Here is a 14766-nt window from a genome sequence, read left to right as displayed (position 1 = left end):
AACTTTGCCAAATAAATGGATAACAAAAGTATTTTCACGATCAATAATCCTAATTTTAACTTTGCATTCATATCATGAAATTTAACGCCAGTTAACAACGTATTAAGATATTTTGAAAGATTCTGTCAGGAAAAGAATGGACGATCATGGGCAGGAAAAAATGTTTATATACCTTAAAGGAACGAGTCTAAATACTCGCTCCTTATTTAAGTTTAACACAATGATTATTAACCAATATCTTTTGCAATATATTTCTGACTCTGGTTATTTATTAATAAAAATAGCCCAATTAATGCACCTAGTGTAAATAACCCAACCACATACATAGCAGGTGCCATTTTGCTTACAAAGTCACTCAAAAAAGATATTAATAAAGGTGTTAATCCACCTGCGATGGCATACGCCATATTAAATGAAAACGATACGCCACTATAACGAATTTGAGCAGGAAAAACTTTCACCATAAAACACGCAAAAGCCCCAACAATACCAACACAGAATCCGGCTAGAGAATAAGTGATAAATAAAAGTTGATGGTTATCTAATGATAAATAAAAAATAGCGATAGCAAGTGTAGCAAAAATACAACCCATTAATATGACTTTACCCATAGCAAACTTATCCATCATCATGCCATAAAAAGTACAACTTATAATCAGACCAATGATGGCTAATATATTAGCTTGTAATGCATCAATAGGTGAGTAACCAAATGCTTTTTGCAATAAAATGGGGGTCATTAACATAATGACCATAATACCGGCAGACAAAACCCAAGTCAGTAACATTGATAATATTGTCTGGGGTAAATATTGAGTTATCACGGTAATAACAGGAATTTTATTAGACAATTCTTGCTGTTTACGTTTCTGAATTTCAAGAAAAATTGGGGTTTCTTTTAACCAACGGCGCAAATACATTGCCATCAAACCAAAAATACCACCAATAAGAAAAGGAATTCGCCATCCCCAATCAATTAATTGTTCGGGAGAGACGCTTTTATTTAAAACAGTTGAAACCAATGATCCGAATAAAATACCTAAACTTAAGCCACTGGTTAAAATTCCACATGCTAAACCAATTTTATTTTTTGGTACGTGTTCAGCAACAAATGTCCAAGCACCGGGTACTTCACCGCCTACTGCCAGACCCTGACATAATCGCATAAGTAGGAGTAATAAAGGAGCAAAAACACCAATATGGGTATATGTTGGTAAACAACCGATAAATAACGTCGGTAAAGCCATAAGCAGTATACTAAGCGTAAACATTCGTTTTCGACCAAAAAGATCGCCAAAGTGCGCCATAATAATTCCTCCAAAGGGACGAATTAAATAACCTGCTGCAAAAATACCGAATGTTTGTACCTGACTTAACCATACTGGCATATCATTTGGAAAAAACAGATGACTAATAGTAATTGAAAAGAAAACAAATATAATAAAATCATAAAACTCTAAAGCTCCACCTAAAGCAGACAATGCTAACGTTTTATAATCTTGTTTATTTAAAGTACGAGTGTACGTAATGGGTGCTGTGTATGACATGATCTTCCTTGTAATTTTTTTTTTACACATAGTATATTTTAATGTACTAATATACCTGAACACCCTATTTTTTAAAAGAAAATATCAATTAAAACGACAACCTACATTTTATTATCGGTATAATATAAAATCTTTTTTTAAAATATATCTTATTTGATTAGATAAACAGCACTAAATGATTAATATACCGTGACAAATTAAAACTACAATCAAAAAATATTTTAAAATGGAGAGTCGTGAAATGGCTATAAAACATATTACTCGAGGTAAATTCACACGCATGCAACAATTATCTAACCAAGATGGTGTGATTGCAGCATTAGCGATTGACCAACGCGGTTCAATGGTAAAAATGATGGAATCGGCAGTAGGTAAAGATCACTATCATATAGATATGGTGTATGAGTTCAAAGAGCTTGTCTCACAAGAATTAACCAAATATGTTAGTGCTATCTTGTTAGATGAAGAGTATGGCTTTAAAGGTATGGCTAAAAAAAATAAAGATGCTGGATTAATCATCTCCTACGAAAAAACAGGTTATGATGCTAATACTCCAGGTCGTCTACCCGATGTTTTGCCAGAAGACTCTCTACAACGGTTATTGAAAAAAGGAGCCGATGCCGCAAAAGTTTTGGTTTATTATAATCCCGATGATCCTCAAGATATTCTAGAAAAAAAACATGCCTTTTTAGAACGTATCGGTACTGAAGCAAGAGCGGCGGATATCCCGTTATTTGTAGAACCAATCGTCTATGATAATGTGGTAACTGATGATAAAAGCCCTGAATTTGCCAAAATAAAACCTCAAAAAGTCATTAATACCATTAAAGAGTTCACTAAAAATCAATATTATATTGATGTACTAAAAGTTGAAGTCCCAGTACTTTTCAAAAATGTTGAAGGATTTAATGATAATAATGTTGTTGTTTACACCCAAAAACAAGCTGCTGATTATTTTAAACAGGCCAGTGACGTAGCAACTCGCCCATTTATTTATTTGAGTGCAGGTGTACCCACTAAAACTTTCCATCAAGAATTAATTTTTGCTGGCGAAAACGGCGCTAAATACAGTGGTATTTTAGGTGGTCGCGCAACATGGTTTGAAGGCGTTGCAGCTTATGCCAAAGAAGGAAAAGACGGTCTTAAACGCTGGTTAGATCAAACAGGACGTGAAAATGTTGAACACCTCAATAAAATTTTAAAACAGTATGCGACACCTTGGTATGATATTTATGGTGGTAAACAAAACATAGAAGTGATCGATATTAAATTAGGTAATTAATCATAAATTCGAACCAAATAGCTGTAAATTACGAGTAAGCAAAGATAGAGTACAGGATGTTATCCTATTTACCTGTACTCTCTTTTAAAGTGCTAAAAATGTTATTACCAAGATGTGCTGTCAATAAAAAATAAATTAGAACGTCCTAAATGATATTAGAGCGCTTTATCAAAAAATAAATTTACTTTAGTTAATTTAGCCATCGACTCAATATAACTTTGCACTTTAGGTGGAAAAGACAATCCTTTTACACATGTTAAGTTGCGTAGCACAGGAAACAAACATATATCATCTAAAGATAATTGCCCATTACACGCTTGTGACGAGATAATTAACGGTTCAAGATCATTCAATAATTTAGATATTTTAGATACCAATGAATCCGTCTGTGCTAAACATTCATCAAACGAACCTATTTTTTTAGTTTTACTTGTGACAAAGTAGTTAATTGCACTTTGAGTAGTAAATTCTGCCAAACCAAGTTTTATATAGCGTGGGCACTCTAATTTATAATCATATTGTTGTAGTTGTTTAATTAAATTTTCAATATTTGCAGATGTTGGTCCGATTAAAATAGGTTTGCTCCCATAATGATTATCCACATAATGAACAATATCTAAACTTTCAGGCAAATAACTGCCATCATCTTTTTGTAAAATTGGGGCCATTTTATGACCTATCATGCTTTCGGGAGACTTAAAATCATCACTTAGAAATACATGTAGCTCAACTGGGATATTTTTTAAACCAAAGATCATTCTAGCCCTTACACAAAAAGGACAATGTTCGTAAATATATAATTTCATTTTTACCTCCTTCTTAACCAATCAATAGCCCATAATAAATATGCGAGCCCGAGGAATACCAGTATAACAATGCTTGCATTAATCAATGCTTGCCAATAACCGATTTTTGTTACATTGATAAAAGGATACGGATAGAAATGAGTAAAATACCCTCGTACAAAAGTATAAACACCATAAATTAACATGCTAATTAAAGATCCCATAATGACGCGAAAATTAATCCGCTGAAATGGTCCCCAAATCAACCAACTTAAAATACCAAATGTGGGAATAACGACATGTAAACTTTCATTAGCTAATCGCATATATATATTGGGCGGGATATGAATGCCACGCAAAAGCGAGTTATACACAATAGCAGTAATGATTACCCCCACCAACCCATTTAATCGAATAACTCGAAAAATAAAACGATTACAATTCGGGCTAAAAGCTAACCATAAACAACTTATTGCCAACATAAGGTTAGATAATACAGTAAAAAAACTGTAATAAAACACCATACGCCCTATTGGTGTTGCTGGTTGCCAGCTTCGAAGTTGTGCATGCCAATAAGTATAAGTTTCAAAACCGACAACAAACAGCACATATAATGCAATAAAAAAATGAAAATTTCGTTTCAACATAACAAACATAAAAAAATCAAACCGTATTGCAGTATATATCAGTTCATATAAAAAAACGAAAATATAAAAATAGATTAATGTGTGACTTTTAATCAAAACTCTGAACAAAATACTCATAAAGAAAGCATAAAGAAGGCATAAAGAAGGCATAAAATCTAAGTATTTTTCACTATTGCAATTTACGCTTCTAATTTAAAATTACCACGATTTTAGAATAAAACGGTATACACTCCTGAATATTTTTTACAACTTAAATGATCATTTTTGTCATTATTTTGGGTTTTATTATCGGTATTGGTCTTATATATTTAAGCAATGATGATTCAAAAAAACAAAACCATGAACTTAATCAACCGGAAAATTTAATTATAGACCTTACAATTTACCCTTCAACCATTCCTGAAAATCAATTATTACATATAAAAGAAGCTAAAAAGTTGTATGAATCAGCTTTTGACGATCAAGTATTCCATGCGGTAGTTAGCCCGGACAACTTAATCAAATTTTTAAAACATGCCTGGCAATAAGATAAAAATGCCATGCCATATTATTACTCTCTTCTTACTTGGCATAAATTCTTTGATGAAGATTACGAAGAAAAAGGGATGATCTCATTTACAGAATTTATGCATAAGTATCGGGATCAGTTAGTGGATAATCCAGGTAAACCGTTAGTCGAACCTTACGTATTTAAAAGTGAGCAAATGCGGGGGTACTTATGGGATAAGTTTGCCGATTTAAAATATCCGTATTTTGCAATTAGAAAAGGTTGGAGTAAGGGGGCTTGTAGGTATGATGAACAAGGCATGGCGAGACCCTGTACAGATGAGCAATTAGAAAAAAGTATTGAGTATTTTAATTACGCCATTGACGGTGGCTATCATTGCTACGAAGGTTTGATAGCCCGTATGTTATTTCAACAAGGGCGTTAATATAAAGATCAGAAATATGAGCAACTGAATAAATTAACCGAATACCGCAAAGTATTAAAATCAGACAATTTAAAACAGGCGATAGATTATGCATAGCTAATAGCAGAGCATAGCTCGATTATAGGCATATTGCGCATGACTGAAGCCTATTTATATGGTTTAGGACGGGAGCAAGATCCGGTTAAAGCCAATGCCTGGTCACTATTAAGTGATTATGCAAAAAAAATTATCGAGATAGGCAGGAATTTAGCGTGGGATGCAGAGCAACTACCACCGGTTTGGGAATATAACAAAGAAATCCAAAATCGTTTGGAGCAACAACTTACCCCCAACCGAAAAACAAGCGGCATTAGATTATTTGGAAACGCCGAAAACCAAAGTGGTCACTTGGAATTATAATAAATGGCGAGATCAAATAGATAATTTTCACCCTAAACCATAGACAAAATCCTATTTCAATTACAGAAGCCCATTGGCTTATTTGCTAATAAATTGAGCCTAAAATTCGTTGCCAACCTGCCTATCGTAAAAAAGTATTTCTGCTTCAGAAACAAAGGATTCAAAGAGTTATACCGGTATCATTTATTTTAAAACAAAAACTACCATTACATCTGAAAATCAAGGAGATCGAAGTCAGAATTGATGATAAAAGTAGTTAAAATTGTATTAAGAACTCATATCAAGCTTCTTAGATTTTTCTAAATTGAAACGTCGGATATTTAATAGTGCTATGCAGCTAATGACGTATAATTAAAAATGGACATTAACGTTTTTACAAAATTCAGTGTGACTAGATAATGAAATTAATTTTGTCAAAAAGTTTCAGGTTAACTATATCTTTGAGTAAAAATATTGGTTAAATCTAATTGTAATTGAGCATCAAAAAAAGATTATATCGCCTTATAATCTGAACCTATCTTTAACTTCTTATCTTCAGTTGGTATATAATATTTATCACAAATTATTCGTAGGGACTACTTTTGATATCTGATAAAAACATACCAGCACAAAATAAAATGTTAATTGAACAATTTTTAGACTCGCTATGGCTGGAACGTAGTTTAGCAGAAAATACTATTACATCTTATAAACTTGATTTAATTGCATTAAGTCAATCACTGCAACAACAAGATGTAACATTATTGACCGCGCAAACTAACAATTTACAGAATTTTTTAATGCAGCGTGTTCAAGATGGTTATAAAGCCAGTAGCTCTGCACGTTTACTCAGCGCGACTAAAAGATTTTTTCAGTATCTTTATCAAGAAAATTATCGCACTGATGATCCTTCAGCAGTTTTATCATCACCAAAATTACCGAAAAAACTGCCCAAAGATTTAACTGAATCACAAGTCGACGCATTGCTTGAATCTCCAAGTATTGAAGATCCTATTGAGCTTCGAGACAAAGCCATGTTAGAAGTTCTTTACGCCACAGGTTTACGTGTTTCTGAACTGGTTAATTTAGAAATAAGTGATGTGAGCTTACGTCAAGGCGTCGTTCGAATCATCGGTAAGGGTAACAAAGAACGCTTAGTGCCACTCGGTGAAGAAGCGATTTATTGGTTAGAGTATTATTTTAAATATGCCCGAAATGATCTTTTAAAAAATGGCGCAGTTGATGTACTATTTCCAAGCAGATTAGGTAAAAAAATGACCAGACAGACCTTCTGGCATAGAATTAAATATTATGCCATACTAACCGGTATTAACATTGAGGCACTTTCCCCACACGTACTTCGACATGCTTTTGCAACCCATTTGCTTAATCATGGTGCAGATTTACGCGTGGTACAAATGTTACTCGGTCATAGTAGCTTATCGACCACTCAAATTTACACACATGTGGCAACGGAAAGATTAAAACAGTTACACAGCAAACATCATCCTCGAGCATAGTTCTCAACAAAATAAGGATAATTAAATGAAGAAAATAGTTTTAAGTATAGGTTTAGCATTGATCTCAACTTCAGTACTAGCAGCGAATGCCGATATTACAAAAAGCTTAAACCAATTAGGATATCAAACCAAAGACATAAAAATTGAGAATAGTCCAGTAAATGGATTTAAAACCGTGATCACACCTGATGGCGTTTTTTATGTTTCTGATGATGGAAAATACCTAACTCAAGGACCAATCTTTGATGTTCAAGGCAACGAACCTCAAAATATCGCTAATAGTCACAATGCTAAATTAATCAAATCGATTGAGAAAGATGCTATTGTCTATAAAGCTAACAATGAAAAATATGTTATTTCCGTATTTACGGATTATACCTGTCATTATTGTAAACTGTTGCATGAAAATATTAATAAATATTTGGATGCAGGTATTTCAGTACACTATTTTGCTTTTCCTCGAGCTGGCGCAGATAGCGAAGTTGGAAAAAACATGCAATCAATCTGGAGTGTAGCGGATCGTAAAGCTGCTTTTGAAAATGCTTACAAAGATAATCCTATCTCTCCAGCAAGCAGTATGATACCTTATGTAACCCAACAATTTAATGTTGGTAAACAAATTGGTATTACTGGCACACCTGCCATTGTTTTAGCTGATGGTCAACTTGTTTCTGGCTATGTCCCTGCTGATAAATTACTTACTATTTTAAATAAAAAATCGGTTAAGTAAGATTTTACGAATCAATTTTAATTATTAATTAAAACGAACATAAAGACATATGTTAGCGTTTTGACGCTAACATCTATAATATGAATAAAAATAGAATATTACATCGAAAATTACCTGATTCTTTTCCCGAGTTATCACAAGATATTCCGCAATTATTGCAACGAATATACGCATTACGTGGCATTAAATCCATGCATGAACTTGATTATACAACGCGTAATTTATGCAATTATGATAAATTAACTGGCACACAAAATGCTGTTGAAATCCTTTATTCAGCAATGAAAGAGAACAAACGCATTGTTGTTGTAGGTGATTTCGATACCGATGGGGCAACAAGTACGGCATTAACCGTAACAGCACTGAAAAAAATGGGCTGTCAATTTGTTAATTATATCATTCCAGATCGCTTTGAAGATGGTTATGGATTGAGTGTAAGCGTCGTAAAAAAAGCCATTTCACAACGTGCGGATTTGATAATCACTGTTGATAATGGTATTGCTGCCATTGAAGCTGTTGAGTTTGCAAAGCAAGCTAACTTAATGGTCATTATTACTGATCATCATTTATGTCCAGAACAGTTACCCAGGGCTGATGCCATAATCAATCCTAATTTACCTAATTGTTCTTTTCCATCTAAACATTTAGCTGGAGTCGGGGTAGCATTTTATTTTATGCTCGCATTAAGGGCCAAGTTACGTAAGGAAGATTGGTATACAAAAAATAACTTAATACCATACAATGTTGCCAATTTATTAGATTTAGTAGCTTTAGGTACCATTGCCGATGTAGTAAAACTGGATCACAACAATCGAATTTTGGTCCATCAAGGCATAAGACGAATTCGATCTGGCTATTGTTGTGAAGGAATAAAAGCTTTATTGTATATTGCAAGAAAAGAGCCATCTTCTTTCACTGCAACAGATCTCGCTTTTTATATTGCACCAAGATTAAATGCAGCAGGAAGAATGGATAATATGTCTTTAAGTGTTGAATTATTACTTTGTGATGATTTTGATACGGCTATAGAACAAGCCAAAAATCTTGATATGCTCAATAATGATCGCAAATTGATTGAGCAAACTATGCATAAAGAAGCATTATCATTTATTCAACAAATTGAAAAACAAGCAACAGCCATTCCAGACATACTGATTGTTTACCACTCTCAATGGCACCAAGGTATTATTGGTATTTTATCGGCTCGATTAAAAGATAAGTATTATCGACCTGTTATCTCATTTGCCTCAACTACAGATGGTTATTTAAAAGGATCTGGAAGATCAATAGCAGGAATACATTTACGTGATTTATTAGATGAATTTGATCAGCAATACCCGAATTTAATTGTGAATTTTGGTGGTCATGCAGTGGCGGTAGGTTTAACCATTCGTGAAGAGGATTTTGAACAATTTAAAACTTGCTTCGAAGAGCTAGTCAATACTAAATTCATTAAGACACCATTAGAACAAATCATTGAAACAGATGGCGAAATAGAGGGTAAAGATTTTAATTATGTCATAGCAAAACATTTAAAAGAAGCCGGTCCTTGGGGAGAAGGTTTTTCTGAACCCATTTTTGATGGGGAATTTATTATTCATCAACAGCGCTTGTTTGCAGAAAAACATCTTAGATTAGTTTTGGAACCCAAAAAGGGAGGACCACTTGTTGAAGGCATATTGTTTAATGCTAACTTGCAACAATGGCCAGATCAATCATTAAAAAATGTCAAAATCGTTTATCATTTAATGGTAGATGAATTTCGTGGTAATCAAATGGCAAAACTATTGATTAGATATTTATGGCCTATCGCATAAGCCATAAAAATCGACTATAATTACGCAGACATTTCGGAATTACATCCAATTGCCAATCAAAACAACAGTGATAACTAAACAAATATTATTATCAATACATTTTTATTAAAGTTAAGGACTAAAAATGCATATTCATATTCTAGGAATTTGTGGCACATTTATGACAGGAATTGCATTAATAGCCCGTTCGCAAGGTCATAACGTAACGGGTTCAGACAAGAATGTTTACCCGCCGATGAGTACACTTTTGCAAAAAGAGCATATCGATATTATTGAAGGGTATGATCCTTCTCAATTGACCCCTACTCCCGATCTGGTAATAATCGGTAATGCGCTATCAAGAGGTAACCCTTGCGTTGAATATGTTCTTGATAATAATATTCCCTATATTTCAGCCCCTCAATGGTTACATGATAATGTCTTACGCGATCGTTGGGTGATTGCTGTTGCAGGTACCCATGGTAAAACAACGACTGCTGGAATGGTCAATTGGATATTAGAAAAACAAGGTTATCAGCAAGGTTTTGTTATTGGTGGTGTTCCGGGTAATTTTGATGTATCGGCACGATTAGGCGAAGGTAATTTTTTTGTAATTGAAGCTGACGAATACGATTGTTCATTTTTCGACAAGCGATCAAAATTTATGCATTATTGCCCTAAAACCTTAATCATGAACAATTTAGAATTTGATCATGCTGATATTTTTGATGATCTTGGTGCAATCCAAAAGCAATTTCATCATTTAGTCCGTTTAGTACCAAGTAAAGGACTTATCATCACGCCACAAGATGATGTAAATTTAAAACAAGTATTAGCTAAAGGTTGCTGGAGTGAACAAAGCTTTACGGAATCTGAAACAGGTTGGCTAGCACAACGTATTAATAGTGATGCCAGCCACTTCGCGGTTTATTATAATAGCGAAAAAGTGGGCGAAGTTAAATATTCTTTAGTGGGTGAATATAATATGCATAATGCGCTGATGGCTATTGCTGCCGCTCATAATGTGGGCATTCAACCTACGGATGCTTGTGCAGCATTAAGTACGTTTATCAATGCGAAAAGACGATTAGAACTTTATGGTGAAGTTAATAATATTGAAATATATGACGATTTTGCCCATCATCCGACTGCAATTTTGGCAACTCTTGAAGCTTTGCGTAGCAAAATTGGAGCTAATCGCCGAATTTTAGCCGTTCTTGAACCTCGCTCAAATACAATGAAACTTGGTGTATCAAAAGATGAGTTGGCACCATCACTGGGTCGTGCTGATGAAGTTTTTATATTCCAACCGGAACAATTACCATGGTTAGTAGCAGATGTTGTTGATGGTTGTATTCAACCTGCATACTGGTCTGGCGATATCGATTTGCTTGTTGAAATGATAACGAAATCCGCTAAACCTTCTGATGCCATTTTAATTATGAGTAATGGCGGTTTTAGCGGAATACATGATAAAATTTTAGAAAGCCTAAAAAAAAAACAGCTAAAAGATCAATTGGATGAACAATCATTACTCTAATGATGGGTGAATTTACCTGTATGATTTTGCCACTTAATGTGGCATCTCATTTACAGTAAGAGGCAGTATCATGCAATACTTAGTTACCTCGTCTGAAATGAAGCATTATGATGCTTATATCTCAAATAAAATTGGTTTACCCTCCTTGGTACTCATGGAACGTGCTGCCCTAGCCGTGGTGAATCAACTTAATAAAAATAACTATAATTTAAATAAAGTGGCTGTAGTATGTGGATATGGTAAGAATGGTGGTGATGGTATTGCTATTGCTCGCTTACTCAAATTACAAAACATTGATGTTAATGTTTATTTAATTGGCAAACCAGAAAAGGCTTCAAATGAAACGTTACAGCAAATCAAAATAGCACAACATTATAATATTACCTTTGTAACTTCACTCAAAGGGTCCTTAACTAAATATACAACGATTGTTGATGCTATTTTTGGTATAGGGCTTAATCGTATCGTTACAGGTGATTTTTTTCATACAATTAAATTGATTAATCAGAGTAACGCTGAAGTTCTTGCTGTTGATATTCCTTCAGGACTTTGCAGCAATACGGGTAACATTCTTGGTATTGCTGTCAAAGCGAAACAAACGGTAACATTCGCCTATTCAAAAATTGGTTTATCACTTTATCCAGGAGCTGAATTAGCCGGCGAAATCACTATTGCAGATATTGGTCTCTATGCAGATACGCCAGCAACTCATTATACTTATCAATCTAGTGAGTTGAGCCAGTTATTACCACGTAGATCGAATCATAGTCATAAGGGTAGCTATGGTAACGTATTGATTATTGCCGGATCAGAAAATATGTCCGGAGCAGCCTTCTTTTCAGCTAAAGCCGCTTATAAAACTGGTGCTGGGTTAGTACGTATTTACACACCAATATGTAATCGTGATATTTTATTAACACAACTACCTGAAGTATTATTTACACCTTATATTCCCAATCAAATTGATACAACAAAACTTGAAGAATTAATAAATTGGGCCTCAGTCATCGTTATTGGGCCGGGAATGGGAGTATCTAAAGATACTTATACAATATTAATGCACGTATTACAATACGCTACGATTCCCATTATTATAGATGCTGATGGACTTAATACCTTAGGTGGGAATTTGAAATTATTAAAACAAGCGCACTCAACCATCATTGTCACTCCACATTTAGGGGAAATGTCCAGATTAATCAATCTACCAATTGAAAAAATTAAAAACAATCTCATCATGACAGCAAAAAAATTTGCACAAGACTATAACGTAATCTGCGTTCTTAAAGATGCAAAAACCATTGTCACAATCCCTCAAAACGCCACTTATATTAACCAAACCGGTAATAATGGTATGGCAACGGGCGGGACAGGTGATGTTTTAACCGGAATTATGGCAGGACTTATAGCACAACATTTACCACCTATAAAAGCGGCCCCAGTAAGCGTTTACTTACATGGATTGGCGGGTGATGAGGCGTTAAAAAGACGAAATAAATACAGTTTATTAGCCAGTGATGTCATCGACAGTCTAAATGATATATTATAAATTTAGCTCAACATATAACCTGTAGTTTTAGTTTTAGTTTTAGTTTTAGTTTACTCAGTAAGGATATTTCATGAATGAAATTACCGATATGATTAAATTGTTATGTCGCCGAATAAAAATAACTAGAATCGAAAAAAATTTATCACAACAAGAACTTGCAGATAAATCTCAAATTGGTATAGCAACGATAAAACGTATTGAGCAAGGCGAATCAATCACATTACAAACATTAATTTCAGTTCTTAAAGGATTAGGTGAACTCGATCAACTCAATAATCTACTCGCCTACAACGAAGTCATTCACAAAACTTATGCAGACCAACCAAAACGAAAAAGAAAACAACGAACAACCAGAAAAGAAACAGTTGAAATACTAATTGAAAATGATTTTTTACGCTCTAAAGTGAATACCATGCGCTGGAAATACTAAAAAGATACTCTAAAAAACAAAATGCTAAAAATAAGTATATAGGGTAATTTTTATCTTCGCCAATGATAAAACAGACGAAGATAAATAATGAGATCTTAATTACAATGTACCGTAATTGCCAATCCTCCTCGCGATGTTTCTCGATATTTAGCATTCATATCTTTACCGGTTTCATACATTGTTTTAATCACCTTATCTAAAGAGACTTTTGCTGCCGTTATTCTTCTCAACGCCATTCTTGTGGCATTAATAGCTTTAACCGCTGCAATAGCATTACGCTCAATACATGGCACTTGCACCTGCCCAGCGACAGGATCGCACGTTAAACCTAAATTATGTTCCATCGCAATTTCAGCCGCCATACAGACTTGTTGAGGATTACCCCCTAAAAGTTCGGCTAATCCCGCAGCAGCCATTGAACAAGCCACGCCCACTTCACCTTGGCAACCCACTTCGGCACCAGAAATAGAAGCATTCATTTGATAAAGTTGTCCAATTGCACCACAGGTTAAAAAGAATCGAATACAAATATCAGGCGTGACTGGATTAATAAATTTATTATAATAACCCAAAACAGCAGGAATAATACCGCAAGCACCATTAGTTGGAGCCGTAACCACACGCCCACCAGCTGCATTTTCTTCACTAACTGCAAATGCAAACATATTCACCCAATCAATGATCACCATAGGATCGCCGATGATCTGATCATTCATTGTTGATAGCTGCCGATAAAGAGAGAAAGCTCGGCGTGGTACCTTAAGTGGCCCAGGTAATAAACCTTCTGTGTTCATGCCACGTTTGATACATTCTAAAATAGTTTGCCCTACGCGTGAAAAATAATCTTCAATTTCTTCATACGAATGAAGTTGCAGCTCATTTTTCATTATAATACTTGAAATTGATAAAGAATTATCTTCACAATATTTTAATAATTGTGAGGCAGAAGAAAACCGATAAGGCAGTTTTACTGTTTCTGGTTTTTGCTGTGCAAACTGTTCTTCTTCTACAATTTTACCACCACCTACTGAATAGTAGGTTTTCTCAAACAGCAGAGTTTCACCATTGTAGGCACTCAATTTCATACCATTTTCATGGAGTGGCAAAAATTTTGAATGAAACACCATACAACTCGCAAGAGAAAAATCGATTTCGTAACGCTTATTATAAATCGGTAAGCGATGCGTTTGACTGATTCTTTCAATGAATGATGGAATACTATCAATATTAACCCTATCAGGTTTTTCGCCGGCAAGCCCCATAATAATTGCAATATCGGTTTGATGACCTTTACCTGTTAGTGATAAAGATCCATAAACATCAGCAACAATTTTGGTAACTGATGACATCATGTCATTATTTATCAGTTGATCTACAAATGCCTTTCCTGCTCTCATAGGGCCAACAGTATGTGAGCTTGAAGGACCAATACCTATTTTAAATATTTCAAATACCGAACTCATATTTTTCCCTTTTTGATACAAACGCAACTCAATGGCGCGAGTCTAAATCTTTAAAAATTTACTATTGTAACAAAACGGCCAATAAGCTAATTCACTATTAACACTATTTTACCTATAGATCCTGCATACTATTGGCTAATACCCATGGATTTTATTCATTAAAAAAT

At 34.3% G+C, this 14766-nt stretch carries 14 protein-coding genes; 10 read left to right on the top strand and 4 right to left on the bottom strand.

Features of this window, described 5'->3' with window-relative positions:
- Positions 1 to 227: 227 nt before the first annotated feature.
- The gene (locus J3U13_RS09210) at positions 228 to 1547 is read right to left on the bottom strand and encodes an MFS transporter (RefSeq protein ID WP_267341653.1); all 1320 of its coding nucleotides are present in this window, start codon (positions 1545 to 1547) and stop codon (positions 228 to 230) included.
- Between the two features lie 247 nt (positions 1548 to 1794).
- Between J3U13_RS09210 and J3U13_RS09205 the strand changes: the two genes are divergently transcribed.
- Positions 1795 to 2829 carry a tagatose 1,6-diphosphate aldolase gene (locus J3U13_RS09205; protein ID WP_416380658.1) on the top strand — a complete coding sequence of 345 codons (1035 nt, stop codon included), beginning with the start codon at positions 1795 to 1797 and terminating at the stop codon, positions 2827 to 2829.
- 155 nt (positions 2830 to 2984) lie between these two features.
- On the opposite strand, the gene grxB is transcribed toward J3U13_RS09205, so the two are convergent.
- Complete coding sequence (grxB, locus tag J3U13_RS09200) at positions 2985 to 3635, bottom strand: glutaredoxin 2 (protein ID WP_267341650.1); 651 nt, start codon at positions 3633 to 3635, stop codon at positions 2985 to 2987.
- Between the two features lie 2 nt (positions 3636 to 3637).
- The gene (locus J3U13_RS09195; protein WP_267341648.1) at positions 3638 to 4261 is read right to left on the bottom strand and encodes a Pr6Pr family membrane protein; all 624 of its coding nucleotides are present in this window, start codon (positions 4259 to 4261) and stop codon (positions 3638 to 3640) included.
- 254 nt (positions 4262 to 4515) lie between these two features.
- Here J3U13_RS09195 and J3U13_RS09190 point away from each other — a divergent pair, with 254 nt between their 5' ends.
- The 9 genes from J3U13_RS09190 (at position 4516) to J3U13_RS09150 (ending at position 13136) form a co-directional block, all read left to right on the top strand.
- A complete protein-coding gene (locus J3U13_RS09190) occupies positions 4516 to 4788 on the top strand; it encodes a hypothetical protein (protein ID WP_267341646.1) in 273 nt (90 codons plus the stop codon).
- Between the two features lie 12 nt (positions 4789 to 4800).
- The gene (locus J3U13_RS09185) at positions 4801 to 5193 is read left to right on the top strand and encodes a hypothetical protein (protein ID WP_267341644.1); all 393 of its coding nucleotides are present in this window, start codon (positions 4801 to 4803) and stop codon (positions 5191 to 5193) included.
- 135 nt (positions 5194 to 5328) lie between these two features.
- Entirely contained in the window at positions 5329 to 5592 is a 264-nt protein-coding gene (locus J3U13_RS09180; protein ID WP_267341643.1) for a hypothetical protein, read from the top strand.
- A 599-nt stretch (positions 5593 to 6191) separates the two neighbouring features.
- Positions 6192 to 7091, top strand: a complete 900-nt coding sequence (gene xerD / locus J3U13_RS09175; protein WP_324123803.1) for a site-specific tyrosine recombinase XerD — start codon at positions 6192 to 6194, stop codon at positions 7089 to 7091.
- Between the two features lie 25 nt (positions 7092 to 7116).
- Entirely contained in the window at positions 7117 to 7821 is a 705-nt protein-coding gene (dsbC, locus tag J3U13_RS09170; RefSeq protein ID WP_267341640.1) for a bifunctional protein-disulfide isomerase/oxidoreductase DsbC, read from the top strand.
- A gap of 80 nt (positions 7822 to 7901) precedes the next feature.
- Positions 7902 to 9638, top strand: coding sequence for a single-stranded-DNA-specific exonuclease RecJ (gene recJ / locus J3U13_RS09165; RefSeq protein WP_267341639.1), 1737 nt, complete (start codon positions 7902 to 7904; stop codon positions 9636 to 9638).
- A 124-nt stretch (positions 9639 to 9762) separates the two neighbouring features.
- On the top strand, positions 9763 to 11157 hold the full coding sequence (mpl, locus tag J3U13_RS09160; protein ID WP_267341637.1) for a UDP-N-acetylmuramate:L-alanyl-gamma-D-glutamyl-meso-diaminopimelate ligase: 1395 nt from the start codon (positions 9763 to 9765) through the stop codon (positions 11155 to 11157).
- 70 nt (positions 11158 to 11227) lie between these two features.
- Positions 11228 to 12706: an NAD(P)H-hydrate dehydratase gene (locus J3U13_RS09155; RefSeq protein WP_267341636.1), complete on the top strand. Its 1479-nt coding sequence runs from the start codon at positions 11228 to 11230 to the stop codon at positions 12704 to 12706.
- Between the two features lie 70 nt (positions 12707 to 12776).
- Positions 12777 to 13136 carry a helix-turn-helix domain-containing protein gene (locus tag J3U13_RS09150; RefSeq protein ID WP_267341635.1) on the top strand — a complete coding sequence of 120 codons (360 nt, stop codon included), beginning with the start codon at positions 12777 to 12779 and terminating at the stop codon, positions 13134 to 13136.
- Positions 13137 to 13231: 95 nt separating this feature from the next.
- Here J3U13_RS09150 and J3U13_RS09145 read toward each other — a convergent pair whose 3' ends face one another.
- Complete coding sequence (locus J3U13_RS09145; protein ID WP_267341634.1) at positions 13232 to 14599, bottom strand: L-serine ammonia-lyase; 1368 nt, start codon at positions 14597 to 14599, stop codon at positions 13232 to 13234.
- Positions 14600 to 14766: the final 167 nt, after the last annotated feature.

The organism is Gilliamella sp. B2887 (assembly GCF_026537015.1).
In the GTDB taxonomy this organism is placed as follows: Bacteria; Pseudomonadota; Gammaproteobacteria; order Enterobacterales; family Orbaceae; genus Gilliamella.
Note: the sequence above shows the minus strand (reverse complement) of the source record. Positions and strands in the feature narration are given on the sequence as shown.

Coding starts and splice junctions, on each gene's coding strand:
- J3U13_RS09195 (WP_267341648.1), bottom strand. CDS start 4,261: ATGTTGAAACGAAATTTTCATTTTTTTATTGCATTATATGTGCTGTTT.
- recJ (WP_267341639.1), top strand. CDS start 7,902: ATGAATAAAAATAGAATATTACATCGAAAATTACCTGATTCTTTTCCC.
- J3U13_RS09185 (WP_267341644.1), top strand. CDS start 4,801: ATGCCATATTATTACTCTCTTCTTACTTGGCATAAATTCTTTGATGAA.
- J3U13_RS09150 (WP_267341635.1), top strand. CDS start 12,777: ATGAATGAAATTACCGATATGATTAAATTGTTATGTCGCCGAATAAAA.
- J3U13_RS09155 (WP_267341636.1), top strand. CDS start 11,228: ATGCAATACTTAGTTACCTCGTCTGAAATGAAGCATTATGATGCTTAT.
- J3U13_RS09190 (WP_267341646.1), top strand. CDS start 4,516: ATGATCATTTTTGTCATTATTTTGGGTTTTATTATCGGTATTGGTCTT.
- J3U13_RS09180 (WP_267341643.1), top strand. CDS start 5,329: ATGACTGAAGCCTATTTATATGGTTTAGGACGGGAGCAAGATCCGGTT.
- grxB (WP_267341650.1), bottom strand. CDS start 3,635: ATGAAATTATATATTTACGAACATTGTCCTTTTTGTGTAAGGGCTAGA.
- dsbC (WP_267341640.1), top strand. CDS start 7,117: ATGAAGAAAATAGTTTTAAGTATAGGTTTAGCATTGATCTCAACTTCA.
- J3U13_RS09145 (WP_267341634.1), bottom strand. CDS start 14,599: ATGAGTTCGGTATTTGAAATATTTAAAATAGGTATTGGTCCTTCAAGC.
- J3U13_RS09210 (WP_267341653.1), bottom strand. CDS start 1,547: ATGTCATACACAGCACCCATTACGTACACTCGTACTTTAAATAAACAA.
- mpl (WP_267341637.1), top strand. CDS start 9,763: ATGCATATTCATATTCTAGGAATTTGTGGCACATTTATGACAGGAATT.